The organism is Streptomyces sp. NPDC003327 (assembly GCF_053589515.1).
The window spans coordinates 45081-70699 of sequence record NZ_JBSFSA010000035.1 but is presented as its reverse complement, the minus strand read 5'-3'; the positions used below and the strand labels follow the sequence as shown (position 1 = coordinate 70699).

Below are 25619 nucleotides of genomic sequence, written 5' to 3'. Positions count from 1 at the left end.
AACTTCTTGCTCTCGGCGACGTCGGTGGCGCCGATCAGCAGGACGAGGTCGTCGATGACCCGGGTGTCGGGGCCGGTGTCCTTCTTGTTCGAGGTAGCGATCTTCCAGACGGTGCCGTCGGGGGCCTGCAGGATGCCGCCGTAGCCCCAGAACGACTTCGCCGCGGGCTTCAGGACCGTCGCGCCGGCCCCGACGGCCGCGTCGAAGAACCCGTTGACGACGGACGGCTGGGCCACGGTGACCGACAGCGCGAACCCGCGGAAACCGCTCGTCTCCGCATCGGAGGCACGGACCTTGATCCGGTCCCCGACACCGAAGGCGTCGTAGAAAGCGGCGGCCGCGGCGGTGTCGGCGACTTCGAGAGTGACAGATGCGATGGAGGTCATGACACTCACGCTAGATCCGCAAGCGGAGCACGCGCTTCTCGAATCCTGCTCATCCTCGACACGCCGCCCGGTCCCGCGCACAACACACGGAGCGGCTTCGTCACCCATGGTGACGAAGCCGCTCCGTGAGGGACCTGCGTGCCGCGCGGATCAGCCGCGGCGGCGACCGTCGCCCGTGACGAGGCGGTAGACGGCAAGCAGGATGAGGGAGCCGACGATGGCGGCGATCCAGGTCGACAGCTCGAAGAAGCCGTCGATGGAGTCAACACCGAATATGACCTTGCCCAGCCATCCGCCGAGCAGTCCGCCCGCTATGCCGATCAGCATCGTGATGATCAGGCCACCGGGGTCCTTGCCCGGCATGATTGCCTTGGCGATGAGGCCCGCGAGCAGCCCGATGAGGATCCAAGCAATGATGCCCATAATGCCTTCCTACCTCCTCGGATAAAGACGGTGTCAGTACCGCTTGTTTACGGATCCGGCCATTCGAAACGTCCGGAGCCCCGAGGAAATCCGGGGAGGGCGGAGGCCGCGACGGAGCCGCCTCCGGTCAGCAGGTGGAGAAGGAGTGGACCGTCGTCGAGCGGTAGGTCCCTCCCGGGCGGAGCACCGTCGACGGGAAGGACGGCTGGTTGGGCGAGTCGGGGAAGTGCTGGGTCTCCAGGCAGAAGCCGTCCCCCTGGCGGTAGGTCCTGCCGGAGGTGCCCGCCAGGGCGGCGTCCAGGAAGTTGCCGCTGTACAGCTGCACGCCCGGCTCGGTCGTCGCGATCCGCATCACCCGGCCGTGGACGGGTTCCGTGACGGTCACGACGTGCCGCGGGTCCGGGGTGAGCCCCTTGTCGAGCACGAAGTTGTGGTCGTAGCCGCGGCCGAGGACGATCTGCGGGTGCGCGTCGCGGATGTCCCGGCCGAGGGGTTTGCCGTGGCGGAAGTCGAAGGGGGTGCGGGCGACGGCGGCGAGTTCCCCGGTCGGGATGAGGGTCGGGTCGACGGGCGTGTAGCGGGAGGCGGCGATCCTGAGGGTGTGGTCGAGGACGCTGCCGCTGCCTTCGCCCGCGAGGTTGAAGTACGTGTGGTTGGTGAGGTTCACGACGGTGGGGCCGTCCGTGGTGGCCTCGTAGTCGATGCGGAAGTCGCCGCGGGGCGTGAGGACGTAGTCGACCCGGACCCGCAGGGTCCCCGGGTATCCCATCTCGCCGTCCGCGCTGACGCGACGCAGGGTGAGGCCGGTGTCCGTCCCCCGCGCGTAGGGCTCGACGTCCCACACCCGCTTGTCGAACCCCTGGTCCCCGCCGTGCAGGCTGTTCGGGCCGTCGTTGACGGGGAGCCGGTACGTCCGGCCGTCGAGCGTGAAGGCGCCGCCCGCTATGCGGTTGCCGTAGCGGCCGATGAGGGCGCCGAAGTACGGGCTGTCCGCCACGTAGTCGTCGAGGTTGTCGAAGCCCAGCGACACGTTGGCGTACCGTCCGTGCCGGTCGGGGACGTCGAGGGCCTGGACGATGCCGCCGTACGACAGGACGCGCAGCCGCGTACCTCCCGCGGCCACCGTCCAGCGGTGGACGCGCGTGCCGTCCGGCAGGGTTCCGAACAGCTCCTTCACCGGCTTGCCGCCCGGTCGGCCCGTGCCTCCCGCGGCGAAGGAGGGCGCCGTCCCCACGGCCGCGGCGGCCACTCCGGCGGCGCCCGCCGCCATCACCGTACGCCTGTTGATCATCATGTCGTCGTGGCTCCTCGCCGGGGCTTGTTCGAGATTTCGTCGCATGTTCGGAATGGTGGTCGTGGCGGGCCCTGTCGTGCGACGGGCCCGCCACGTCGGCTCCTGCCGGAGCCGGTCCGGTCGGTTCGGGTCAGGTTGGGTGGGGGCCGGTCAGGTCCGGCCGTCAGCGCTGCAGCGTCAGCAGGCCCGGCCGGTAGGGCCAGAGGCCGTAGTCGCCGCCCGACCGCGGGTCGCGTCCCTGGTACAGGAACTGCAGGTTGCAGGGGTCGACCGTGAAGGTCTGGTCGGCGCCGGTGCGGATCAGTTCGCCGTGGCTGATGTCGTTGGTCCAGGTGGCGCCGCTGTTGGCCTTGCCGGCGAAGGGGTTGCCCTCGGTCGCGGCCTGGGGCGTCCACGATCCGCTCAGACTGGTGGCCGTGAACGAGCGGAAGTACCGGCCCTGGGAGCCGATCGCCTCGACGATCATGAGGTAGCGGTCCTGGCCCTGGAGCTTGTAGACCTGGGGTGCCTCGAAGAGGTTGTTGGTCGTGTCGCTCATGACCACGGTCGAGGTGGCGCCGAAACTGCCCGGGAAGTTCCCGATCGGCATCGAGGCCCGGTAGATCTTGCCGTTGTCGCCGGCGAAGAACAGGTACATGTGCGTACCGTCGGCGATGAGGGTCTGGTCGATGGGGCCCGTTCCGGAGTCGGCGATGCTGCCGGAGAAGAGTTCGTGCTCCGCCGACCAGCCGTTCGGGTTCGTGGGGTCGGTCGACGTCCGGTAGGAGAACGCGGTCCTGCCCCACTGGTAGGCGAGCACCCAGATGTTCTTCGGCGCTAAGTAGAAGAGCGTGGGCGCGACGACGGAACTCGACATCGTGTTCTGGCTCGCCGAGGCCATCTCCGACCAGGTGGTGAAGGGCGTGAAGTTCATCGAGCCCCAGCCCGCCCCCGTTCCCGCGGCGCCGTGCGTCGTCGCGTAGACGAGCTGCTTGCCGTTGTGGGGGGCGACGGTGAAGTCCTTGAGCGAGGCCCATCCCGGCTTGGGCTGCGCCAGAGCGCCCGTGGAGGTCCAGCGGTACGTCGAGGGCAGCGCGCACGTGCCGGGGGTGCCGCCGCCGACCTTGACGAGCCGCCACTGCTGGTTGGCGCCGCCCCAGTCGTCGTACTGCACGATGTTCGCGCCGTCGGCGGTCGAGCCGCCCTGCACTTCGAGGGCCTTGCCGCTGTGGCGTGCGACGAGCCGGACGTGGCCGTCCGCGCTGTCGGCGAGGCGCCACTGCTGGTTGGTTCCGTTCAGGTCGGCCCACTGGACGACGGCCCCGCCGTTGGCGGTGGAGCCGTTGTGGACGTCCAGCACCTTGCCGGAGTGGCGGGACTTGAGCCGGTAGTAGCCGCCGCCGGAGTCGACGAACTGCCATTGCTGCTGGTTCTGGTCGTTCCGGGCCCACTGGGTGATGCGGGCTCCGTCGTGTGTCGCGAGGTTGTGGACGTCGAGGGCCTTGCCGCTGTTGCGGTTGACCAGCACGTACCACGCGCCGGTGTCGACGGTCGCCGCGCCGGCGGGCTGGGCACCGAAGAAGGTGGCCAGGAGCAGCAGGGGCGACAGGACGGCGAGCAGCCGTTTCAGCGGACGGGTCGACCGATGGTGCATCGGCATCAGGAGTGCTCCTTCGTGGACGGTCACGAGGGACCGAAAAACTTTCGAAATACTCTCGAATTCCGTGCTGCCACAAGCTAGGAACGCAGAGCTTCTCGGTCAAGTACTTTCACCGATTCACCTTGTAGAAGCCCAGGTTGACGGTCTTGACAAGCACGAAGGGTGCCCGGAAACTCCTCGAAAGTTTGCGAAACCCGTCGCAGCTCCGACCCGTTCGCAGAGGAGACACAGTGAGCGAGAGGCGTCCGACCCTGGCCGTCATCGCCGCGGAGGCCGGGGTTTCCCAGGCCACCGTGTCGAAGGTGATCAACGGCCGCTCCGATGTCGCTCCCTCGACCCGCAAACGGATCGAGGGCCTGCTGCGGTCCCGCAACTACCTTCCGCCCGGCCGGCAGGGCAGGGCCCGCCGGTCGGGTCTCGTCGACCTGATCATCGGCGGCCTGGACAGCGAGTGGGCGGTGGAGATACTCCGCGGCGTCGAGGCCGAATGCGCCCGGCGGAGCGTCGGCACCGTCGTGTCCCTCGTACCGCCGGGCGAGGCCACACCGTCGAGTTGGGCCACCCTGCCGGCCCTCCACCACAGCGACGGCGTCATCCTCGTCACCGCCGCCGTCACCAGGGCCCAGCGCGCCCAGGTCGAACGGGCCGGGGTCGCGCTCGTCGTCATCGACCCCGTGGACCTGCCCGGCAACGGCGTGCCCAGCGTCGGAGCGACCAACTGGGCGGGGGGCCTCGCCGCCACCGAGCACCTGCTGGCGCTGGGCCACCGCCGCATCGCCACGATCGGCGGACGCAAGGAGATGCTCTGCAGCCAGGCCCGGCTCGACGGCTACCGCACCGCGCTGGAACGGGCCGGGATCGAGGTGGACCGCGAACTGATCCGGTTCGGCGACTTCCGGCACGAGGGAGGATTCCGGTGCGCCCGGGACCTGCTCGCGCTCTCCGAGCCGCCGACCGCCGTCTTCGCGGGCAGCGACCAGCAGGCGATGGGCGTCTACGAGGCCGCGCGGCAGGAAGGGCTGCGGATCCCGCAGGACCTCAGCGTGGTCGGCTTCGACGACCTGCCGATGTGCGACTGGCTGTCACCACCCCTGACGACGGTGCGCCAGCCGCTGGAGGAGATGGGCCGGGTCGCCGCCCGCACCCTCTTCCGGAGCATGGAGGACCGGCGCCTGGTCACACCCCGCATGGAACTGTCGACCGAACTCAGGATCCGGCTCTCCACCGCCCCGCCACGGCGCACGGCGCCGTGAAGGCGATCCCGGTGTTTCTCCGCACGAGGATGCGAGATCGGGCGCCCTTTCACCGAAAAGATTTCGTGACGGCCGCGCCTGTATGCATGACGATTCACGGTGGCGCGACGAGAGGAAATTCCGAAAGATTTCGAAACTGTTGACTTGTTTCTACGGTGTTTCCACTGAGTCCCGAGTCGGCGCGGTCCCTTCGTCCGAGTTCCGAGGCGAATGCATTCCTCCGCGCTCCCCCCTTCCGTGATGCACGTCCTGGAGGCACAGTCATGCGCTCACACGTCCTTCCGCCGTCCACCGTCCGCGGCGTCCGCAGAAAAATCGGCGGTCTGTGCGCGGCGCTGGTCGTCGGCTTAGTCGGTGCGGCCACCGTCCTGGTGGCGCCGCCCGCCTCGCACGCCGCCGAGAGCACGCTCGGCCGCGCGGCGGCGCAGCACGGCCGCTACTTCGGCACCGCCATCGCCTCGGGGAGGCTCGGCGACGCGACGTACACGACGATCGCGGCCCGTGAGTTCACCTCGGTGACGGCCGAGAACGAGATGAAGATCGACGCCACCGAACCCCAGCAGGGCCGGTTCGACTTCACCGCCGCCGACCGCGTGTACAACTGGGCGGTGCAGAACGGCAAGCAGGTGCGCGGCCACACCCTGGCCTGGCACTCCCAGCAGCCGGGCTGGATGCAGAGCCTCGGCGGCAGCGCGCTGCGCCAGGCGATGATCAGCCACATCAGCGGCGTGATGGCCCACTACAAGGGCAAGATCGCCCAGTGGGACGTCGTGAACGAGGCGTTCGTCGACGGCACTTCGGGAGCCCGGCGCGACTCCAACCTCCAGCGCACCGGCAACGACTGGATCGAGGTCGCCTTCCTCACCGCCCGCGCCGCCGACCCGGCCGCCAAGCTCTGCTACAACGACTACAACGTGGAGAACTGGACCTGGGCCAAGACGCAGGCCATGTACGCCATGGTGCGGGACTTCAAGCAGCGCGGGGTGCCCATCGACTGCGTCGGTTTCCAGTCGCACTTCAACAGCGACAGCCCGTACCACAGCAACTTCCGCACCACGCTGCAGAACTTCGCCGCCCTCGGGGTCGACGTGGCCATCACGGAGCTCGACATCCAGGGCGCCTCGGGCACGACGTACGCCAACGTGACGAACGACTGCCTGGCCGTTCCCCGGTGCCTCGGCATCACCGTCTGGGGCGTGCGGGACACCGACTCGTGGCGAGCCGAGCAGACGCCGCTGCTGTTCAACGGCGACGGCAGCAAGAAGCCCGCGTACACCTCCGTGCTCGACGCGCTCAACGCCGGCTCCCCCACCACTCCCACGCCGACCCCGACGCCGACTCCCCCGGCCGGTTCGGGACCGATCAAGGGCGTCGCCTCGGGCCGCTGCCTCGACGTGCCCGGCTCCAGCACGAGCGACGGGACCCAGCTCCAGCTGTGGGACTGCAACAGCCGCACCAACCAGCAGTGGACCCACACCGCCGCGGGTGAACTCCGGGTCTACGGCGACAAGTGCCTGGACGCCGCCGGCACCGGCAACGGCGCCAAGGTCCAGATCTACAGCTGCTGGGGCGGCGACAACCAGAAGTGGCGCCTCAACTCCGACGGGACGATCGTCGGCGTCCAGTCGGGTCTCTGCCTCGACGCCGCGGCCAACGGCACCGCCAACGGCACCCTGATCCAGCTCTACTCCTGCTGGAACGGCGGCAACCAGCGCTGGACCCGCGCCTGACGTCCTGTCAGAAGGTAAGGTGGTCGACCGCTTCCCCTGGGAGCGCTTCCAACGGTCCTCGGACGCCCGAGGATCCGTACCACCGCACGTCCTCCGTGCGCCGTTCGTTCCGTACGGGACGAACGGCGCGACCGTCGTCAGGAAACCGAGGTACCGTCATGCGCCACACCCTCCGCGCCCTCGTCACCGCCCTTGCCGCGCTGCCGCTGGCGCTCTCCTTAGCGCCGCCCGCCCACGCGGCCGACCCGACCACCATGACCAGCGGCTTCTACGTGGACCCGAACTCCGCCGCGAAGCAGTGGGCCGCCGCCAACCCCAACGACGGGCGGGCGCCCGCCATCAACACGTCCCTGGCCGGCACGCCCATGGCCCGCTGGTTCGGCGCCTGGAGCGGCACGATCGGCACCGCCACGGGCGCGTACGTCGGGGCGGCGGACCACGCCGACAAGCTGCCCGTGCTGGTCGCGTACAACATCTACCTGCGCGACTCGTGCGGCGGCCACTCCGGAGGCGGAGCCTCCTCGCCCACCGCCTACGCGACCTGGATCGCGCAGTTCGCGGGCGGGATAGCCAACCGCCCGGCCGTCGTCGTCCTCGAACCCGACTCCCTCGCGGACTACGGCTGCCTGAACCAGACCCAGATCCGCGAACGCCAGGGCATGATCAGCGGCGCCCTCGCCGAGTTCGGCCGTCAGGCACCCAACACCTGGGTCTACCTCGACGCGGGCAACCCGGGCTGGGTGAGCGCGGCGACGATGGCCCAGCGCCTCCACGAGGCCGGACTGCGCCAGGCCCACGGCTTCTCGCTCAACGTCTCGAACTTCTACACCACCGCCCAGAACACCGCCTACGGCAACGCCGTGAACGGCGAACTGTCCGCCCGCTACGGCTACACCAAGCCGTTCGTCGTCGACACCAGCCGCAACGGCAACGGCTCGAACGGCGAGTGGTGCAACCCGGCCGGCCGGCGCATCGGCACGCCCACCCGGCTGGGAGGCGGCGCCGAGATGCTGCTGTGGATCAAGGGCCCGGGCGAGTCCGACGGCAACTGCGGCGTGGGCACCGGCTCCACGGCCGGGCAGTTCCTCCCCGAGGTCGCGTACAAGATGATCTACGGCTACTGACGCCGGAAGCGGCCCGCCGACGAGGCCGTGCTCCTGGGCCCGGTGCCGTCCCGTCCGCGGCCGGGCCGCAGGGGCAGCGGGGTGGTCGTCGTCGGAGCGTGCGGTGGTCAGCCCGCTCCGACGACGGTCAGCGAGAGCCACAGCGCCAGGACGGCGGCGACCAGGCCGGCGGGTACGGCGTACACGCCGAGCCGGGTGAATTCCTTCAGCTCCACCTCGCCGTCGTGGGCGTGCACGATGCGCCGCCACAGCAGGGTGGCCAGCGAGCCGGCGTAGGTGAGGTTCGGGCCGATGTTGACTCCGATCAGCACGGCGAGGACGGCGCCGGCACCGGAGGGAGCGGTCAGCGGCAGCAGGACCAGCACCGCGGGCAGGTTGTTGATGACGTTGGCGAGCAGGGCGGCGATCCCGGCGAGGGCGAGCAGCTCCGGCAGGCCGGTGCCCTCGGGGATCACCCGCCCCAAGGCGTCGTCGAGTCCGTTCTCCACCACGGCGAGGACCACGATCCCGAGGGCCAGGACGAAGGCGAGGAAGGGTACGGAAGCCGCGCGCACCAGCGCCCGGGGAGTGGTGCGGCGCCGGATCAGGGCCCGTACGGCGAGGGTCAGTGCGCCGGCCAGGGCGGCCCACGCGGGGTCGACGCCGACCGCCGAGGTCGCCACGAATCCGGCCAGGGTGCACGCCACGGTCACGAGGGCGAACAGCGGCGGCTCCGGGGGCTCGGTCGGTGCGGGCGCCTGCGCCCCGGCGTCCAGGTCCGCGGCGAAGAAACGGCGGAAGACCAGGTACTCGACGGCGATGGCCGCCGCCCACGGCAGGGCCATCAGCGCGGCGAACCGGGTGAAGCTGAGCCCGCTGGCCGCGAAGGCCAGAAGATTGGTGAGGTTGGAGACCGGCAGCAGCAGGGAGGCCGTGTTCGACAGGTGCGTGCAGGCGTACACGTGGGGTTTCGGACGGGCGCCGATCCGGGCCGCGGTGGCGAAGACCACCGGGGTCAGCAGCACCACCGTGGCGTCCAGACTGAGCACGGCGGTGATCGCCGACGCGGCCAGGAACACCTGGGCGAGCAGCCGACGCGGTCGGCCCGCCGCCGTGCGCGCCATCCACGCCCCGCAGGCCTGGAACAGTCCCTCGTCGTCGCAGAGCTGGGCCAGCACCAGGACGGCGGCGAGGAAGCCGATGACCGGGCCGAGCCGCTCCGCCTCGGCGAGGGCGTCGTCGAGGGAGAGGGCTCCGGTGGCCACGACGAGGACGGCGGCCGGGACGGCCACGACCGCCTCCGGCCATCCGAAGGGCCGCATGACCGCGCAGGCCAGCACGAGGACGAGCAGGGCCGCGGACAGCGCTTCCGCGAGCTGGGGGTTCAGGGACTGGTCCTTTCGTAGCGGCGGGCGAACCGCCCGCCCGTGTGGTGGGTCGGGGACGTCCGCGGGTCACGGCCGGGCGGAGAGGAAGTCCGCGACGGCGGCGGCGAACAGGTCCGGGGCGTCGTGGTGCACGACATGGCCGGCGGGAAGCTCGACGAGACGGGCGCCGCCGGCGCGGCGGGTGATCATGTCGTCCGCGTGGGCGGCCGACAGTTCGTCGCTTCGCGTGCCGCGGATCAGCAGCGTGGGGCAGGCGACCGCCGTCCAGTCCCGCCAGTGGTCTCCGTTCAGGGCCTTCTGGGACGCCACCGTGTGCTCGATGTCGAAGGAGAATGCCCATCCGCCGTCGTCCGTCGGGCGGAAGGCGCACTCCAGGTAGGGCGCCGTCGGGCCCAGCGCCGCCGCCAGGTGGTGCCGCGACGGCGCGTGGCGGGGCAGGCGCAGGGTGAACGACCAGTCGCTGTCCACCACGGCGCCGATGTCCTCGACGATCAGCGTGCTGACCCGGTCCGGCTGCCGGGCGGCGTACTGGTAGGCGTTCACTCCGCCCAGTGAGTGCCCCAGCACCGCCACGGGACCGATGTCCAGATGCCGGTGGAAGGCGGCGACGTCCGCGACGTAGTCGTCACGTCCGTAGCGTTCGGCGCGGTCCGACGCGCCGTGCCCGCGCTGGTCGAGGGCCAGCACCCGCCACCGCGGCGCAAGCGCCTCGGCGAGGGGCGCGAACGCCGACGCCTCGTTGTAGTGCCCGTGCAGGGCCAGGAGCGGGGCGCCAGGACCGCCGAAGTCCAGGTACGACAGGGTCCGTCCGGCGACGGAGAAGAACGCACGCATGATCGGGATGCTACGAGGGCGAGGGGGGCGGGGTCGCGATCGGGCCGCGGATCGCGTCGCGGGGGCTGCCGGGCAGCGTGGCCTCGATGTGCGTGAGGTGGGCGGCGAGGATCTCCTCGAACGCGGCACGGCGGTCCGCGCCGAGGGGGCGGACGTCGCGGGCGAAGTGGGACAGGGCCGGGAAGTGTGCGGGGTCGGCGCCCAGGACGGCCACGCGGAACAGCTCCATGGCCTGCTCGTACTCCGCGGGGGTGACCGTGCTGACGCCGGCCTCGGAGGCGATCAACGCCGCGATGAGGACCACGAGCCGGTGGTAGCGCACGGGGATCTCCTCGTCGGGCAGGCCCGCTGCCCGCAGGGCCTGGAGCACCTCCTCCATGATCAGCCGTGATCCGGTGCCGGAGGAGGCGTAGCGCCCCCAGACCGAGGCGAGTTGGGGCTGTTGGCCGAAGGCCTCCCGTACGCGCAGGGCAAGGGCGGTGAGGCGCTGCTTCCAGTCGCCCTCGGGCTCGTACCCGTCCATCGCGGCCAGGAGGATCCGGTCGGCGACCGCGCGCAGCAGCTCCGTCTTGCTGCGGAAGTGCCGGTAGAGGCTGGAGGAGTCCGTTCCGAGCGTCGCGGCGAGCTTGCGCACGCTGAACGAGTCGGCGTCGCCCGTGCGCAGCAGTTCCGCCGCCGCGTCCAGGATCTCGTCGGTGGTCCAACGCCTTCGGCCTGCCATGTCCTGCTCCTCTCGACGCACTCAGCCTAGCCGTGCACTTGGTGTTGCACGCACCGCGTGCATAATGAGGACATGAGTGCGCCGGGCGGGCCGGCGCACCACTCGTGCCCTGCTGGCCGGAGCGGCGCCCCCGTGCGCGGCGCGCCCCGGAGACGCGAAAGGACGCATGACGTGAAGAACCCCCTGGACCGCGCGGCGCTGGACGCCGCCCTCGAGAACGTCCACCACGCCGGAGTGCCGGGCCTGTTCGCCGAGGTGCGCGACGGTGACGACGTGTGGCGCGGCGCCGCCGGCGTCGCCGATGTCGCGACCGGCCGTCCCGTCACCGCCGACATGCGGCACCGGGTCGGCAGCGTCACCAAGACCTTCACCGCCGCCGCGGTGCTGCGGCAGGCGGAGAGGGGCCGGGTCGGTCTCGACGCTCCGGTCGCCCGGTACCTTCCGGAGCTCGTCCCCGGGGAGCGCGGCGAGGCGATCACGGTGCGGATGCTGCTCGACCACACCAGTGGCCTGGCCGAGTACCTCCCGTACGCCTACCCCTCCCTCAAGGCGCTGCCCCGTCTCGCGGACACCGGGCCGGAGAGTCTGGAGGACCACCGGTTCACGGAGTTCGACCCCGTCGACCTGATCGGGATGGGGGTCTCCGCACCTGCCGTCGGCACGCCGGGGGGTGCTCCGGGGGTGTACTCCAACACCAACTACCTCCTCCTGAGCGCCCTCCTGGAGCGGGTGTCGGGCACGACGGCCGAGGAGTGCATCACCCGCGACGTCATCGAGCGCGCCCGGCTCCGGGAGACCGGGTTCCCCACGGGGACACGGGTCGAGGGGGACCACTCCCGGCTCTACGAGTCGTGGTTCGGCATGATCGAACCGCCGCGCGACTTCAGCGTCTACGACATGTCGTGGGTCGGCCCGTCGGCCTCCCTGATATCGACCGTCGCGGACCTCAACCGCTTCTACCGGCTGCTGCTGGAAGGGGAGGTCGTCAGCCGGTCGTCGCTGGCCGAGATGCAGCGCACCGTCCCGATCATCTCCCAGGAAGGGTCGTTGATCCCCTACGGACTCGGCCTCCATCCGACGGAGAGCCCCGACCGGCCCACCTTCTGTGGGCACGGAGGCACCGTCTGGGGCGGAGGCACGCTGGCCGTGATCCGCGCCGACGGCAAGCGGCAGCTCGCCGTCGCGGTGAACCTGCAGAGGTGGAACGCCCTCGACTCCACGGGCCGCCCTCAGCCCCACCCCGTCGACACCGCACTGGCGACGTTCCACCGCGTGGCGATGTACGACTGAGCGGAGACCCGGCCCCGTCCCGGAGCACGGCTCCGCCGCTCCGAGGGGTGCCCGGCATCGGCCCGGCACCCCTCTCGGCAGGGAGGGCGGAAGCCGTACGCGCATTTCGTTGACGGCGAATTCGGCATCCGCTATACACCACCGTATTCGGCGAACGCCAGGCAGCAGACAAATCCGCACACTCGCGAAATGGGCGCTTTGAGCGCACGCTTGACGGACCGTCGACTCCGTGATGAAGAATCCCTCCGCCCACTCCCCCAGGGAGTCGGCCCGTTCGGCATGCCTTGAGGAATCCGGCACTTCGCCCCCTCGGCCAGGCCGGACGTGTCATGCACGAGGAGGGGATTTTGCGTGAGAATGCGATACGGGCGGGCGACAGCCTGCCTCGTGGTGACGGCAATAGCCGGCACCACGCTGCCACAAGCCGCTTATGCGGCGCCCGTTTCGAATGAAAGCGGCGAAGGCGTCTTCGACGCCGTCGCGGGCTGGTTCTCGGACGGCGACGAACAGCGGCGGACGGCTCAGCCGCCGACGGACGACCGGGCGGGGATAGCCGACCGGGAGAAGCTGCCGAAGGGGCGGGCGACGCCGAAGGCGAAGCGCGTGGCCGAGCTGACCGGGAAGCGGACGGCGCACGCCCGGTACTGGCAGCTGTCCGACGGGCGGGTGCAGGCCGAGGTGTCTGCCGTTCCCACCGCCTACCGGGCGGGGACCTCGTGGAAGGACATCGACCCCACGGTCGTCCCGTCCGGCACCAAGGGCTTCGTCTTCTCCAACACCACGAACGCGACCCGCAGTTGGTTCGGCTCGGACCCCGGCCGGCTGCTGCGGTTCGAGGCGGGTGCCGGGCACGCGGTGACGCTGGGGCTCGACGGTGCGGCCGGGCTCGCACCCGTGGCGGCGGGGAACTCCGTCACGTACAAGGACGCGGTGGCCGGGGCGGACCTGTCGTACGAGGTCGGTCCCGGTCGCGTGAAGGAGAACATCGTCCTGGACGCCAAGCCGTCCGGTCCGGTGACCTTCACCTTCACGCTGGAGGCGGGCGGCCTCACGCCGAAGCAGAACGAGGACGGCTCGGTCTCGTTCCACGACGAAGGCGCGGACCCGGTCCTGGTCATTCCGGCGGCGTTCATGACGGACGCGCGGAAGGACGCGAAGGCGCCGTACGGCACGGGCTACAGCGCGGCCGTGCAGCAGAGGCTCACCCGGGAGGGCCAGGGCTGGAAGCTGACCGTCACGCCGGACGCGAAGTGGCTCGCCGCCCCCGAGCGGCAGTACCCGGTCACCATCGACCCGACGATCTCCATCGCTCCGACGCCGACCACGGCGCAGGACGTGATGATCTCCTCGGACGGTCCGGCGACGAACTACAAGGACAACTGGCGCCTCTCGGTCGGCAACACGTCGACGGGCACGTCGCGTGCGCTGATCCGCTTCCCGGTGAGCAGCATTCCGGCCGGGACGAAGCTGGATTCGGCCGATCTGAAGCTGTGGTTCGACCAGTACCACACCACCGGGGACACCGAGGTTCAGCTGGAGGCGCACCGCGCGACGCAGGCGTGGTCGGAGGAGACGGCCACCTGGAACAGCGCGCAGTCGTTCACGGGTGAGCTGTCGGGCACCTCGGTCGTCGTGGACAACGGCGAGGCCGGGCGTACCGCGGCGGTGGGTGCCTGGCCGGCGTCGGGGAACACCGCGTACACGCAGTACGCCGTGAACCAGACGTACATGTACAACAAGGACTCGGTCGCGGGTGACACCTACACCTGGCAGCCGACTCTCCCCGAGGACGGCACCTACCAGGTCGAGGCGCATCACGTGCCGGCCGCGGACCGGGCGACGAACGCCCCGTACACCGTCACGTACGACGGCGGCTCGAAGACGTACACGGTCGACCAGCAGGCCGGTACGGGCGGGGTGTGGAAGACCCTCGGCTCACATCCGTTCAAGGCGGGCACCCTCGGCAAGGTCGTCCTCGGCGACGGACCGGCCTCGACGAGCACGACCGTGCTCGCGGACGCGGTGCGGTTCACCAAGGGCGGCGTGGTCACCAAGCAGCCCGGTGAACTGAACGCCTGGCACTCGTTCCCCGTGACCAGGACGGTCCAGCAGTGGATCGACGGCACGTACGCCAACAACGGTTTCGTGATCAAGGCCGGCGACGAGTCCGCGAACGGCCCCAAGGGCGGTCCGCGGTACGAGGGCAGCGAGTTCGGGTACGGCGGTGAGGCCGCCAACTACCCGCGTCTCGTCCTGACCTTCGGCCGGCAGGGCGTCGAGCTGGCCAACCCGACGACGATCCACGCCACCGGTGCGGAGCTGGACTGGTCCGCCTACCAGGACAAGGATCCGGTCGCGACCGGTGACGACCTGGTCGAGTACCAGGTCCACCGCTCGATCAGCCAGGCCTTCACGCCGTCCGCCGCCACCCTCGTGGCACCCCTCGCACCCGGCACGACGTCCTTCACGGACACCACCGCCGTGCCGACGAAGGGCGACGACCCGGACCCGTTCGGCCGCGCGTACTACTACATGGTCGCGGTCAAGACGAAGGACGGGCAGATCGTCGGCGCGCCCACCCAGCTCGTCCGGCTGCCGAAGGCCGGCCGCACGACGAAGGCGCTGACGGCGACGCACGACACCACCCTGTCCTCGGCGCGGCCCACGTCCACGCACGACACGATCGACGACGGCGGCCCGAAGAACTGGCTGAGCGTCGGCAACAACTCCGCCACCTACGAGGACACCCGGGCACTGCTGAAGTTCCCCGCCCTGGGCATCCCCGCCTCGGCCCGGGTCCTGGACGCCAAGGTCCGGCTCTGGTCCACCCAGACCGCCCAGGACGCGCCCGGCGCCGTCTACGAAGTGCGGCCGCTGACGCGCGACTTCGACGAGACGGCGACGTGGCTGAAGGCGGACGGCACCACCACCTGGTCCACGCCGGGCGGTGACGTCGGCGCCTCCGTCGGCGACGTCGGGGCGATGACGAACGACCCGGCCCGTCAGGACTGGAACATCACCTCGCTCGCACAGTCCTGGGTGACCACCCCGTCCTCCCAGAGGGGCGTGGTCATCAAGACGGCCGACGAGGCCGCCCGGCAGGAGCGGACCCTGTTCCTCTCCTCCGAGGGCGCCGAGCCGCGCCTGCACCCGAGGCTGGTGGTCACCTACATCGACTCCACGACCGAGTCGACGTACTACGCGCCGCAGACCCCGGCCCGCATGACGCCGAACACCGACCACACGGTGGACCTCACCCTCACCAACACGACCGCCTCCGCCTGGAACGCGGCCGACCACGTCCTCACCTACAGGTGGACCCTGCCCGACGGCACCGACGTGACGAACGGCGGCAACCAGGTCCGGACGGCCCTGCCGGCGAACGTCGCCCCCGGTGACAGCGTCGACCTCCGGGCCGTGGTGAAGACCCCGATCAACTCGGACAACGGCAACAAGCGCACCGACTACGTCCTGACCTGGGACGTCCTCGACAAGACCGCGGGCACCTGGATGTCGGGCACCTCGGGCATCCCCGGACTGCGGCAGACCGTGGCGGTGGAGGACCCGACCTCCAACCAGCTCGGCATGGAGAAGTTCTACGTCTACACGGGCAAGAACACCGGTGCCGGCTCGACCGTCATGAACAACCTGGCGTCCGGCAACAGCGTCTGGCAGTACAACGCGTTCACCAACCCGGGCCGCGGCGTCACCACCTTCGCCCGGTTCGCGTACAACAGCCTCGACACCTCCGACACCGTCTCCGGCCACGGCTGGTCCTTCCAGGCCGCCGGCCCGATCCGGCTCGGTGCGCCGCTGGAGTTCCACCCGAAACCGAACCCGACCGAGATCCGTCTCCCGGACGGCGACGGCACGACCCACGTGTTCCGCAAGCAGGCGGACGGCTCCTGGAAGGCCCCCGCGGGCGTCCACTACCGGCTGACGGCCAAGCCCGGCCTGGACTGCACCCCGCTGAAGGACCCGGTCCCCGACGCCTGGACCCTGACCCGGCCCGACGGCACCCGCTTCCTGTTCGGCTGCGACGGCTACATGACGTCGCTGGTCGACAAGAACGGCAACCAGCAGACGTACACGTACGAGGAACGCAAGTCCAACAACAAGCCGACCAAGTTCCTCACGTACCTCACCGACCCGGCCGGACGGCAGGCGCTCACGGTCGCGTACTACTCCAAGGCCGACACCTCCAACCCGAAGATCATCGACCACATCAAGTCGATGACCGACATCTCGGGCCGCAGGATCACCTTCGAGTACTCCGACAAGGGCCTGCTCACCAGGCTCACCGACGGCGCCGGATCCAGCCAGCCGAAGGTCTTCGGTTTCACGTACGACGCCACCCAGGGCAACAAGAACGTCAAGCTGGTCGCGGTCACCGACCCCCGCGGCAACGCCACGCAGCTGGCGTACCACGCGCCGCAGGCCGGCGACGACCCGAAGTACCACTGGTGGACCAAGACGATCACCGACCGTCTCCAGGGCGCCACGGGCTTCACTTACGCGGCCGACGCGGCCAACCCCGCGTTCGTCGCCGCGAAGATCACCGACGCGCAGTCCCGCGTCTCCGACTACGTGACCGACGACTTCGGTCGTCCCGTCCTGTCGAAGAACGCCAAGTCCCAGGCGATGAAGCTGTCGTGGGACGCGGACAACAACGTCACGTACATGGAGGAGAACAACGGCGCCAAGACCGCGTACTGCTACGACCAGAAGACGGGCTACCCCCTCTGGAAGCGCGACGCGGAGAACAACAAGGCGGGTGTGCCGCCCCCTTCGGACTGCGCGCCGGGCACCTATCCGGCGAACTCCTCGCGGTACGCGTACCAGACGCGCGCCGACGGCTACGCGGCCGACCTGTTCACCAAGACCTCTCCGGAGGGCCGGACGTGGCAGTTCGGCTACGACGCGTTCGGCAACCTGAAGACGGTCACCGACCCCAAGGGCGTCGCCACCACGACGGCCGGTGACTACACCACGACGTACGAGTACGACGCGTACGGCAACCTGACGAAGGCGACCGACGCCAACGGCAACGCGGACACGAACAGCGGCTTCGGGCCCACGGGCTTCCCGAGGACGATGACGGACGCGCTGAACAACTCCTCGACGTTCGTCTACGACGAGCGCGGGCAGGTCACCGAGATCACCGACGCCCTGGGCAAGAAGATCACGCAGACGTACGACGTCTTCAAGCGCCCGCTGGTCAAGACCGAGCCCAAGGACCAGGCCACCGGCGACCTGATCTCCGCCCCGGCGCCCGTGTACGACGCCAACGACAACATCACGACGTCGACGGCGCCCAACGGCGCGGTGTCCACCGCGGTGTACGACGCGGCCGACCAGGTGACGTCGACGACGGCGCCGAAGTACACGGCGACCTCCGACGAGCGCCGGACGACGTACACCTACGACCGGGTCGGCAACCTCAGGACGACGACCGAGCCCAAGGGCACGCTGACGACCGCGGACGCGACGGACTTCGTCACGACCAACTCCTACAACGAGATCTACCAGCTGACCGCCGTCACCACCTCCACCGGCGACACGATCAGCTACGAGTACGACGACGCGGGCAACGCCACCAAGGTCGTCGACCCGAAGAAGAACGCCACCGCCGACCCGGCCGACTACAGGACCCTGACCGCCTACGACCTGAACCACCGGGTCACCGCGGTCACGGACGCCGCCGGCAGGACGACCCGGACGGCGTACGACAAGGACTCCCTGGTCGTCTCCACCACGGACGCCGAGAACAACACCACGCTCATCGGCTACGACGAGCGCGGCAAGCAGACCGAGGTCAGGATCCCGCGCAGCGGCACCTCGCCGATCACCTACCGCACGACCCGGTACGAGTACGACCAGGTCGGCAACACCACCAAGGTGATCACCCCGCGCGCGGTCGAGGCGGGAACGACCACGGCCTTCACCGCGCGCACCGAGTACGACAAGCTGAACCGTCCGGTCAGGCAGTACCAGCCGTACGACCCGGCGGACGGACGTCACAACAACCCCCACGTCTACACCGAGACGGTGTACGACGCCGTGGGCCGCGTCGCGAAGACCTCGCAGCCGCCGTCCGAGGGGCAGACGGTCCGCAACGACTCCACGTTCACCTACTTCGACAACGGCTGGACGAAGAGCTCCACGGACCCGTGGTCCATCGCCACCACGTACGACTACAACGACGTGGGTCAGCAGACGGCGAGGACCCTGACGTCCGCGGGCGGCTCGTCCAACCGCACCATGACGTGGTCGTTCCACCCCGACGGGAAGATGAAGTCCCGTTCGGACGACGGCGTGCCGGTGGGCAGGTCGGTGGCCCTGGTGGACAACTCCGACACCCAGCACATCGCCACCACCGGCACCTGGGCCACCGGGAACACCACCGGACAGCAGGGCTACGACCACCGCACGCACGCGGCCGGCACCGGCACCGACGCCTTCACGTGGACGCTGGACGTCCCCAAGGACGGCACGTACACGGCGTACGTGAAGTTCCCGAAGGTGACCGGGGCCGCCACGTCCGCGAAGTACACGCTCTCCCACGGCACGACCACCGAACCGGCGGTCACCCGGGACCAGAACGCCGCTGCCGGCACCTGGGTCGGCCTCGGGAACTACGCCCTCAAGCAGGGCGAGGACACGAAGCTGAAGCTGGAGCAGAGCGCCACCGGCGTGGTCGTCGCGGACGGCGTCAAGCTGGTCCGTGACAACTCCGCCGAGACCGACAACGAGAAGCGGACCTCCACCTACGCCTACGACGTCAACGGCAACCTGACCTCGATCGCGGACACGTCGTCCGGGGCCCGGATCGATGCCTACGCCATCACCTACACCGGCCTCAACCAGGTCCAGAAGGTGACGGAGTCGCTCGCGGGCGCGGAGAAGAAGGCGACGTCGTACACCTACGACGCCAACGGGCAGCTGCTCACGGTCAGCCACCCGAGCCAGTTCTCCAGGTACGCCTACGACCAGCGGGACAAGGTCACGTCCGTGTCCGTCGGGAAGTCCGCGACGGACGGCAGCCCCAAGGTCACGTCGTACACGTACACGGGCCGCGCCCAGAAGCTGAGGGAGACGAAGGCCAACGGCAACACCGTCGACTACACCTACTTCCTCGACGGTGCGCTGAAGTCGACGACGGAGAAGAAGGCGGACGGCACCACGCTGATCGCCTCCCACACCTACGCCTACGACGCCAACGGCAACAAGGCGCAGGACGTGGCGAAGAAGATGAACGCCGACAACCACGCGGCGTACCTCGACTCCACGACCGACTTCACCTACGACCCGGCCGACCGGCTCACCCGCTCGGTCAAGACGGGCAACGGGGCCGGCACGGAGACGTACGTCCACGACGACAACGCCAACGTCATCAGCCAGAGCGTCAAGGGGACCAGCACCACGTTCCGCTACGACCGCAACCGGCTGATGAGCGCCACGTCGGCGGGCGCCCTGCCCGCCACCTACGTCTACGACCCCTTCGGCCGCCAGCAGTCGGTGGTCTCCGGCAACAAGGTGATCGAGCGGAGCGTGTACGACGGCTTCGACCACGTCGTGGAGTCCCAGAAGCTGGACGCCGGCGGCGCGATGAAGTCGACGACGTACACCTTCGACCCGCTGGACCGCACGGCGACGAAGACGGCGGGCGGCAAGACCACCGAGTTCGAGTACCTCGGCCTGTCCGGTGAGGTCCTCGACGAGAAGGTGGCCGGCGCGCTCACCAAGTCGTTCCAGTACAGCCCCTGGGGCGAGCGCCTGTCGCAGCGGAAGCACAACACCGACGGCACGACGGAGGACGGCTACTACGGCTACAACAGCCACACCGACGTCGAGACCCTGACCGACAAGAACGGCGACACCAAGGCCACCTACGGCTACACCGCCTACGGCACCAACGACACCGCGGAGTTCACCGGCATCGACAAGCCGGAGGCGGGCCAGCCGGACAAGGAGGAGTACAACCCGTACCGGTTCAACGCGAAGCGCTGGGACGCCCAGTCGGGCACGTACGACATGGGCTTCCGCGACTACAGCCCGGGCCTGAACCGCTTCACCACCCGGGACATGTACAACGGCGCCCTCGCCGACATGAGCCTGGGCGCGGACCCGTACACCAGCAACCGCTACGCCTTCACCGGCGGCAACCCCACCAGTCTCGTCGAGCTCGACGGCCACTTCGTCTTCGCGATCCCGGCCATCTACTGGGCCGCGGCGGCACTCGGCACGGCGCTGTACGCGGCGACTCCGGAGGGGCAGCAGAACCTGGCCGACGCGGGAGCCGCCGTGGGCACGATGCTGCGGCCGTCGGCGGACGACACCGATTCGGGCAGCTCGTCCAGCAGCCAGCCCCGCCCGGGGCCGACTCCGCAGCCGTCGCCGGGCCCCGCGCCCAGGCCCGCGCCGCGGACGACGGACACCAACAGCCCCACCTGTGACTCGACGCCCGCGTGGGACGGAGGCCGGATGTACTTCGGCCTCGAGGAGTACACGGACCGCTCGGGCAAGAAGGGCTGCCGGGCCACCGGCGCCATCGCGCTCCTCAGCAAGGCCGACCGCAGGTCGCGCACCGGGGCGGGCGGTCTGCCCAAGTGCCCCGAATGCGATCCGTCCGTCGACCCGGAGGGCATGGACCAGATCAGGAACTCGGGTGGCGAGGCGGAGGCGGGCCACCTGATCGGCTACTGGGGCAAGGGCACCGGCAAGGACGTCAAGAACCTGGTGGCCATGTACGGTAGGGCCAATCGGCGCATGGCCTCCAAGATGGAGCGGTACGGCTGGACCCACCTCACCGGCAACAACCGGCTGGCCATCTCGGTCGTTCCCATCTACGGGGATCCGCACTCGCCCATCCCCACGACCATTCAGCTGGGGATGACCACGTACGGCCCCGGTGGCAACATCGTCAACAGCTACTCGTGCACGGCGGAGAACACCCCGCGCAGCAGCAACACCGGGTGCTAGAAGGGGCAAGACTGTGGCAAGGCTTTCCGACATACGCGCGGTGCTGGGCGAACCGCGGTTCAACTGGACCGACCCGGCTCCGTGGATCGAACTGGAGCGGGAGCTCGGCATCGAGTTCCCCGCGGACTTCCACGAGATCGTCGACGCGTACGGCTCGGTCCTGATCAACAACCAGCTGTACCTGAAGCATCCCGCTCGCCATCTCCTGCACGACCTCGGGACGATGATCGAACGGGATCTGGAACTCTGGCGCGAAGAGGACATGGTGGAGTTCCTGCCGAGTCCGGTGGGGTCGAAGCCCGGCGAACTCATGCCGGTGGCGACGGCCGTGACGGGCGAGGCGATCTTCCTCCGTGTCCCCGACGACGCCGAGGACACCTGGCGCGTGGTGGTCCAGGAGTTCGACAGTCCGGCGTGGACGCTCTACGAGATGACGTTCGGCGAATGGTTCCTGGCGTATCTGCAGGGCCGTGACGTGACGCTGTGCTCGCGCGACCGCGCGCCTGACGGACCGTCGTACGAGTTCCTTCCGTGACCGACGGGTGAGCACGACGGAGCCCCGCCACTTGGTGGCGGGGCTCCTGTCGTTGGGGGGGCACTGCTGGGAGCGGGTCAGGGGCAGCCGAGGCGGGTGTCGCCCGGGTCCGTGGTGCAGGTGTCGGTGCCCAGGCCGCCGTTGGCGGTGTCGTTCGCGGAGACGCCGTCGGTGGTGGTGACGCGGTCGTTGCCGTACGCGCCGGCGAGGACGTCGTTGCCCGGACCGCCGTTCAGGGCGTCGTCGCCGTAGCTGCCGTCGACGTTGTCGTTGCCGAAGCCGGCGTGGACGGTGTCGTGGCCGTAGCTCGCGCGGACCGTGTCGTCGCCGCCGAGGGCACAGATGACGTCGTTGCCGAAGCTGCCGGTCAGGGTGTCGGTGCCGCTGGTGCCGATGAGGGTGCAGCCGCGGGCGTTGTTGACCGAGGTGGTGGCGGTGGCGGTGTTGTCGGCGGTGTTCGGGTCCGGCTGGGTGGCGCCGGCGGTCGCGGTGGCGGTGGTCGTGCCGGTGGCGCGGGGTTCGGCCGTGACCGTGATCATGGCGGCGGCACCGGGGGCGAGGGTGCCGAGGGCGCAGGTGGCGGACGTTGCCGTGGTCGTACAACTGCCTTGCGAGGGGGCGGCGGAGATCACGGTGACGCCGGCTCCGGAGAGGGAGTCGGTGAGGGTGACGCCGGTGGCGGACGCGGTGGAGGCCGTGGAGTTGGTGACCCGGACGGTGTACGTGGCGCGGTCGCCGATGCTCACGGTGGTGGTGCCGGTGTGGGTGACCGAGAGGTTCGCGCTCGGCGGCGGGGGCGGGGGCGTGCCGTTGTCGCCGCCCTGGTAGCGGGCGAGGGCGAAGGCGAAGCCCGCTCCGTAGCCGGCCGCCACGATCGTGCCGTCGGGCTGGAGGACGACTCCGCGGGCTTCGTCGAAGTCGCCGAAGCCGGTGACGACGTGGCCGTCGCCGCCGAAGGTGGTGTCGGGCGTGCCGTTCGGGTGGAGGCGGGCGACTCCGAAGTCGTTGGCCTCCTGGCTGTCGGGGTCGTCGGCGCGGCCGGCGAGGACGATCTTGCCGTTCGGCTGGAGGGCGAGGGCGTGGGCGGTGCCGCCGTCGCCGGGGAAGGCGGCGGCGACCCGGCCCGCGGTGCCGAAGGTGGCGTCGGGGGTGCCGTCGGCGAGGTAGCGGAGGACCGCGTAGCCCGGGCCGCCGGAGCCCGCGGCGACGATCCGGCCGCCGGGCTGGACGGCGACGGCGTTGCCGAAGTCTGTGCCTCCGAAGTCGGCGGTCGTCGTGCCGTCGCCGCTGAAGGTGGGGTCCAGGCTGCCGTCGGGGTGGTAGCGGGCGAGGCCGATGTCGAAGGCGGTGTTGCCGACGTACCCGACGGAGACGATCTTTCCGTCGGGCTGGAGGGCCATGCCGCGGGCGACGCCGCCCGCGTCCTGCGGTGAGGTGGGGGTGAAGCCGGCGACGACCGCGCCGTCGCCGCCGAGAGTCGGGTCGAGGGAGCCGTTGGTGGTGAGCCGGACGAGGGCGTAGCCTCCGCCGCCGCCCTTGCCGACGGCGACGATCCGGCCGTCGGGCTGGACGGCCACGTCGGCGCCGTCGGCGGAGCCGCCGAACTCGTCTACGCGGACGAGGCCGTTGTCGCCGAAGGTGGCGTCGAGGGTGCCGTCGGGGTGGTAGCGGGCGACGGAGAAGAAGCAGCAGCCGCCTCCTTCCTCGGCGATGACCTCGGTGGTGCCCGCGACGACGATCTTGCCGTCGGCGGGCTGGATCGCCACCGCGTTGGCGGTGTGGCTGCCGCCGCCGAAGTCGCTGGTGGCAATGCCGTCGCCGCCGAAGGCGGGGTCGAGGCTGCCGTCCGGGTGGTAGCGGGCGAGGGTGAAGCCGGCTTCGCTGAGGCCCACCACGACGAGCTTGCCGTCTCCCTGGCGGGCGATGTCGTGGCCTTCGGCGTATCCGGTGACGGGGGTGACCACGCGGCCGTCCGCCCCTCCGAACGTCGGGTCGAGGTCGCCGGGGGCGGCGACGGCCGTCCCGGGGACGGCCAGGGCGAGGCTCAGGGCGAAGGGGAGGACGAGGGTACGGAGGCGGCGGGGCGCGGGGGCGGCGGCACCGGTTCGGCCGGGGGCGGGGCCGCGGCGTGCCGGTCGTGGGGTGAGGGGGGCCATGGGGGTGCCAACCTCCGGCTGCGTGGTGGACGGGGCGGCGCACAGCTTGGCCGCGCGCTGCGAAGGATGCGTGTCGGCCGTGCCGTACTGCGCTCCTCCTGGCCCCCGGGAACCACCCCAGCGGAGGAGTGCGGGGGGGCGCGGTGGCGGGTGAGGCCCGGAGGGTGCCTTCACCCGCTCCCCCCTTCACCCCCTTCACCCCGTTCAACCGGCCGTCGGGTCGTCAGGCGTCGGCGACGACGGCGTACCGTTCGTCGGTCACCGGTCCTCCCCAGAGCTCGGGGCGGTCGCCGAGGGGCTCCACGCGGAGGTCGGTGACGAGCGGGCGCAGCACGGCGGCGAGTTCCGTGGCGCTGACCCCGCCGTTCCAGGGGAGCGTCCGGATCAGGTGGCGCGAGACGACGGCGCCGAACCTGTGGTCGCCGGTGGGCGGTTCCATGGCGTCGCCGGTGACGAAGGTGGCGGGGAGGCCGTGCGCCCCGAGCTTCGGGCGGGCGCGTGCCGGCATGCCCGGGGCGAGGTCGACCCCGGTGACCGCGTGTCCGGGCTCGGCCAGGAGGAGGGACAGCGATCCGGTGCCGCAGCCGACGTCGAGGACGTCGACCGGTCCGGCCGAGGGCACCGACATCGCCTCACGTGAGGTCAGGGGGTCGGCTCCGTCGGCTGCCGGGGGAGGTCGACGGTGATGTGCGGGGCGAGGGCGCGGAGGAAGGAGGGGGCGTCGAAGAGGGCTCCGGCGGAGGCGACGCCGGTCGTCCTGGTCCGGCCGGTGAGGATCCGGTGGACCGCTTCGACGGCGAGCGGAGCGGAGACGGCGTAGATGTCCCGACCCCGGGCGACGGCCCGCCGTTCGTCGGAGCGGCCTGCTCCTCGGTCGGCGCGGTCCGCTCCTCGGTCGGCGCCGCCGACTCCATCGGCTCCGTCGGCTCCGTCGGCTCCACAGCGGACGACGGCTTCGACGACGAAGGTCTGGTCGGAGCGTCCGCTGTCGTCGGCCGCGGTGGGCGGCGGGGTGTCCTCCGCGGCCAGGTCCTTGGCGGCTTCCAGGGTCATGTAGGTGCGGACCTCGGGAATGGCGAGGTGGCTGGGGACGGTGACGATGTCGGCCATGCTGAACTCCCCGATGACGGCCCGCTCCCCCATCGGCTCGGGGAACGTCCAGTCGAGCACGGGCGGGGCGTCGTCGCGGTAGTCGAGCCGCCCGCCGCTGTAGCGGACGCGGCGGCCGTCGCGACGCTGCCGGGATACGGCTCCGGCGGCGCGGGTTCCGGCGGTGGGGTGCCAGCTGTTGAGGCCGTAGGCGATGTGGGCCTCGTCGGCGCTCGTCCGGTCGTCGCCCATCGCCGCGGTGACGAGCAGGTCGCCGAGGCCGCCGTAGAAGGCCATGGCGGGGAGGACCACGGTGTGGGCGGCGCGGGCGCGGTCCGCGAAGCGGGCGAAGGTGTCGAGGTTCGCCTCGATCTCCGCGGCGACGTCGACGTACGGGATCCGGGCGCGCAGCGCCGCCTCGACGAGGGGCGCCGCGGTGGTGGCGAAGGGGCCCGCGCAGTTGATGACGGCGACCGTTCCGGCGAGCGCGCGGTCGAGCGCGTCGGGGTCGTCGACGGTCGCCGGGCGGACGGCGAGGCCGGGGTGGGAGGCGGCGAGGGCGCGCAGCCGGTCCGCGTCGCGCCCGGTGAGGACGGGGACGTAGCCCCGGTCGAGCAGTTCGGCCACCACGAAGCGTCCGGTGTGGCCGTACGCCCCGTACACCGCGACCTCGGCCGCTCCGCCGGTTGCGCGTTCCGTTTCCATGGACGTCTCCTTCGTCTGTCTTCACCCGCGAGCTGTTGTTGATTCGTGAACATCTTGGCGGGTGAACTTCGACGAACGTGAGTGTCCGGAA

At 70.5% G+C, this 25619-nt stretch carries 15 protein-coding genes and 1 pseudogene; 6 read left to right on the top strand and 10 right to left on the bottom strand.

Translation table 11 applies throughout. From position 1 onward, the window contains the following. The 4 genes and pseudogenes from ACWDVG_RS23690 to ACWDVG_RS23675 all read right to left on the bottom strand — a co-directional run. A pseudogene (locus ACWDVG_RS23690) lies at window positions 1-386 on the bottom strand (glyoxalase); the annotation flags it as partial. A 150-nt stretch (window positions 387-536) separates the two neighbouring features. Then, window positions 537-809 (bottom strand): GlsB/YeaQ/YmgE family stress response membrane protein, encoded by a 273-nt coding sequence (locus ACWDVG_RS23685; protein ID WP_451701537.1) that lies wholly within the window; start codon window positions 807-809, stop codon window positions 537-539. Window positions 810-936: 127 nt separating this feature from the next. Then, window positions 937-2103: an aldose epimerase family protein gene (locus ACWDVG_RS23680; RefSeq protein ID WP_451701545.1), complete on the bottom strand. Its 1167-nt coding sequence runs from the start codon at window positions 2101-2103 to the stop codon at window positions 937-939. Window positions 2104-2266: 163 nt separating this feature from the next. Continuing rightward, window positions 2267-3736: a non-reducing end alpha-L-arabinofuranosidase family hydrolase gene (locus ACWDVG_RS23675; RefSeq protein WP_451701543.1), complete on the bottom strand. Its 1470-nt coding sequence runs from the start codon at window positions 3734-3736 to the stop codon at window positions 2267-2269. Window positions 3737-3972: 236 nt separating this feature from the next. Between ACWDVG_RS23675 and ACWDVG_RS23670 the strand changes: the two genes are divergently transcribed. The 3 genes from ACWDVG_RS23670 (at window position 3973) to ACWDVG_RS23660 (ending at window position 7849) form a co-directional block, all read left to right on the top strand. Beyond that, window positions 3973-4995: a LacI family DNA-binding transcriptional regulator gene (locus tag ACWDVG_RS23670; protein ID WP_451701534.1), complete on the top strand. Its 1023-nt coding sequence runs from the start codon at window positions 3973-3975 to the stop codon at window positions 4993-4995. A gap of 263 nt (window positions 4996-5258) precedes the next feature. Next, window positions 5259-6725 carry an endo-1,4-beta-xylanase gene (locus ACWDVG_RS23665; protein ID WP_451701532.1) on the top strand — a complete coding sequence of 489 codons (1467 nt, stop codon included), beginning with the start codon at window positions 5259-5261 and terminating at the stop codon, window positions 6723-6725. Between the two features lie 158 nt (window positions 6726-6883). After that, on the top strand, window positions 6884-7849 hold the full coding sequence (locus tag ACWDVG_RS23660; RefSeq protein ID WP_451701530.1) for a glycoside hydrolase family 6 protein: 966 nt from the start codon (window positions 6884-6886) through the stop codon (window positions 7847-7849). Between the two features lie 107 nt (window positions 7850-7956). On the opposite strand, the gene ACWDVG_RS23655 is transcribed toward ACWDVG_RS23660, so the two are convergent. From ACWDVG_RS23655 to ACWDVG_RS23645, 3 genes are all read right to left on the bottom strand, one after another. Next, window positions 7957-9150, bottom strand: coding sequence for an SLC13 family permease (locus ACWDVG_RS23655; protein ID WP_451701528.1), 1194 nt, complete (start codon window positions 9148-9150; stop codon window positions 7957-7959). Window positions 9151-9282: 132 nt separating this feature from the next. Next, window positions 9283-10050 carry an alpha/beta fold hydrolase gene (locus tag ACWDVG_RS23650; RefSeq protein WP_451701526.1) on the bottom strand — a complete coding sequence of 256 codons (768 nt, stop codon included), beginning with the start codon at window positions 10048-10050 and terminating at the stop codon, window positions 9283-9285. A 10-nt stretch (window positions 10051-10060) separates the two neighbouring features. After that, window positions 10061-10771, bottom strand: coding sequence for a TetR/AcrR family transcriptional regulator (locus tag ACWDVG_RS23645; protein ID WP_451701524.1), 711 nt, complete (start codon window positions 10769-10771; stop codon window positions 10061-10063). A gap of 171 nt (window positions 10772-10942) precedes the next feature. Between ACWDVG_RS23645 and ACWDVG_RS23640 the strand changes: the two genes are divergently transcribed. The 3 genes from ACWDVG_RS23640 to ACWDVG_RS23630 all read left to right on the top strand — a co-directional run bounded on the left by ACWDVG_RS23640 (window position 10943) and on the right by ACWDVG_RS23630 (window position 21578). Next, window positions 10943-12061, top strand: a complete 1119-nt coding sequence (locus tag ACWDVG_RS23640; protein ID WP_451701522.1) for a serine hydrolase domain-containing protein — start codon at window positions 10943-10945, stop codon at window positions 12059-12061. A 357-nt stretch (window positions 12062-12418) separates the two neighbouring features. After that, window positions 12419-21043 carry a golvesin C-terminal-like domain-containing protein gene (locus ACWDVG_RS23635; protein WP_451701541.1) on the top strand — a complete coding sequence of 2875 codons (8625 nt, stop codon included), beginning with the start codon at window positions 12419-12421 and terminating at the stop codon, window positions 21041-21043. A gap of 13 nt (window positions 21044-21056) precedes the next feature. After that, window positions 21057-21578, top strand: a complete 522-nt coding sequence (locus ACWDVG_RS23630; RefSeq protein WP_451701519.1) for an SMI1/KNR4 family protein — start codon at window positions 21057-21059, stop codon at window positions 21576-21578. Between the two features lie 77 nt (window positions 21579-21655). Here ACWDVG_RS23630 and ACWDVG_RS23625 read toward each other — a convergent pair whose 3' ends face one another. The 3 genes from ACWDVG_RS23625 to ACWDVG_RS23615 form a co-directional block, all read right to left on the bottom strand. Next, window positions 21656-23734: a calcium-binding protein gene (locus ACWDVG_RS23625; protein WP_451701517.1), complete on the bottom strand. Its 2079-nt coding sequence runs from the start codon at window positions 23732-23734 to the stop codon at window positions 21656-21658. Window positions 23735-23957: 223 nt separating this feature from the next. After that, complete coding sequence (locus ACWDVG_RS23620; RefSeq protein ID WP_451701515.1) at window positions 23958-24362, bottom strand: class I SAM-dependent methyltransferase; 405 nt, start codon at window positions 24360-24362, stop codon at window positions 23958-23960. A 14-nt stretch (window positions 24363-24376) separates the two neighbouring features. Further along, on the bottom strand, window positions 24377-25528 hold the full coding sequence (locus ACWDVG_RS23615; protein ID WP_451701513.1) for a saccharopine dehydrogenase NADP-binding domain-containing protein: 1152 nt from the start codon (window positions 25526-25528) through the stop codon (window positions 24377-24379). Window positions 25529-25619 lie beyond the last annotated feature (91 nt).

What these genes read in the sequence shown, in the direction of transcription:
- ACWDVG_RS23685 (WP_451701537.1), bottom strand. Translation starts at nt 809, where the DNA reads ATGGGCATCATTGCTTGGATCCTCATCGGGCTGCTCGCGGGCCTCATC.
- ACWDVG_RS23680 (WP_451701545.1), bottom strand. Translation starts at nt 2,103, where the DNA reads ATGATGATCAACAGGCGTACGGTGATGGCGGCGGGCGCCGCCGGAGTG.
- ACWDVG_RS23675 (WP_451701543.1), bottom strand. Translation starts at nt 3,736, where the DNA reads ATGCACCATCGGTCGACCCGTCCGCTGAAACGGCTGCTCGCCGTCCTG.
- ACWDVG_RS23665 (WP_451701532.1), top strand. Translation starts at nt 5,259, where the DNA reads ATGCGCTCACACGTCCTTCCGCCGTCCACCGTCCGCGGCGTCCGCAGA.
- ACWDVG_RS23660 (WP_451701530.1), top strand. Translation starts at nt 6,884, where the DNA reads ATGCGCCACACCCTCCGCGCCCTCGTCACCGCCCTTGCCGCGCTGCCG.
- ACWDVG_RS23655 (WP_451701528.1), bottom strand. Translation starts at nt 9,150, where the DNA reads ATGCGGCCCTTCGGATGGCCGGAGGCGGTCGTGGCCGTCCCGGCCGCC.
- ACWDVG_RS23650 (WP_451701526.1), bottom strand. Translation starts at nt 10,050, where the DNA reads ATGCGTGCGTTCTTCTCCGTCGCCGGACGGACCCTGTCGTACCTGGAC.
- ACWDVG_RS23645 (WP_451701524.1), bottom strand. Translation starts at nt 10,771, where the DNA reads ATGGCAGGCCGAAGGCGTTGGACCACCGACGAGATCCTGGACGCGGCG.
- ACWDVG_RS23635 (WP_451701541.1), top strand. Translation starts at nt 12,419, where the DNA reads ATGCGATACGGGCGGGCGACAGCCTGCCTCGTGGTGACGGCAATAGCC.
- ACWDVG_RS23625 (WP_451701517.1), bottom strand. Translation starts at nt 23,734, where the DNA reads ATGGCCCCCCTCACCCCACGACCGGCACGCCGCGGCCCCGCCCCCGGC.
- ACWDVG_RS23620 (WP_451701515.1), bottom strand. Translation starts at nt 24,362, where the DNA reads ATGTCGGTGCCCTCGGCCGGACCGGTCGACGTCCTCGACGTCGGCTGC.
- ACWDVG_RS23615 (WP_451701513.1), bottom strand. Translation starts at nt 25,528, where the DNA reads ATGGAAACGGAACGCGCAACCGGCGGAGCGGCCGAGGTCGCGGTGTAC.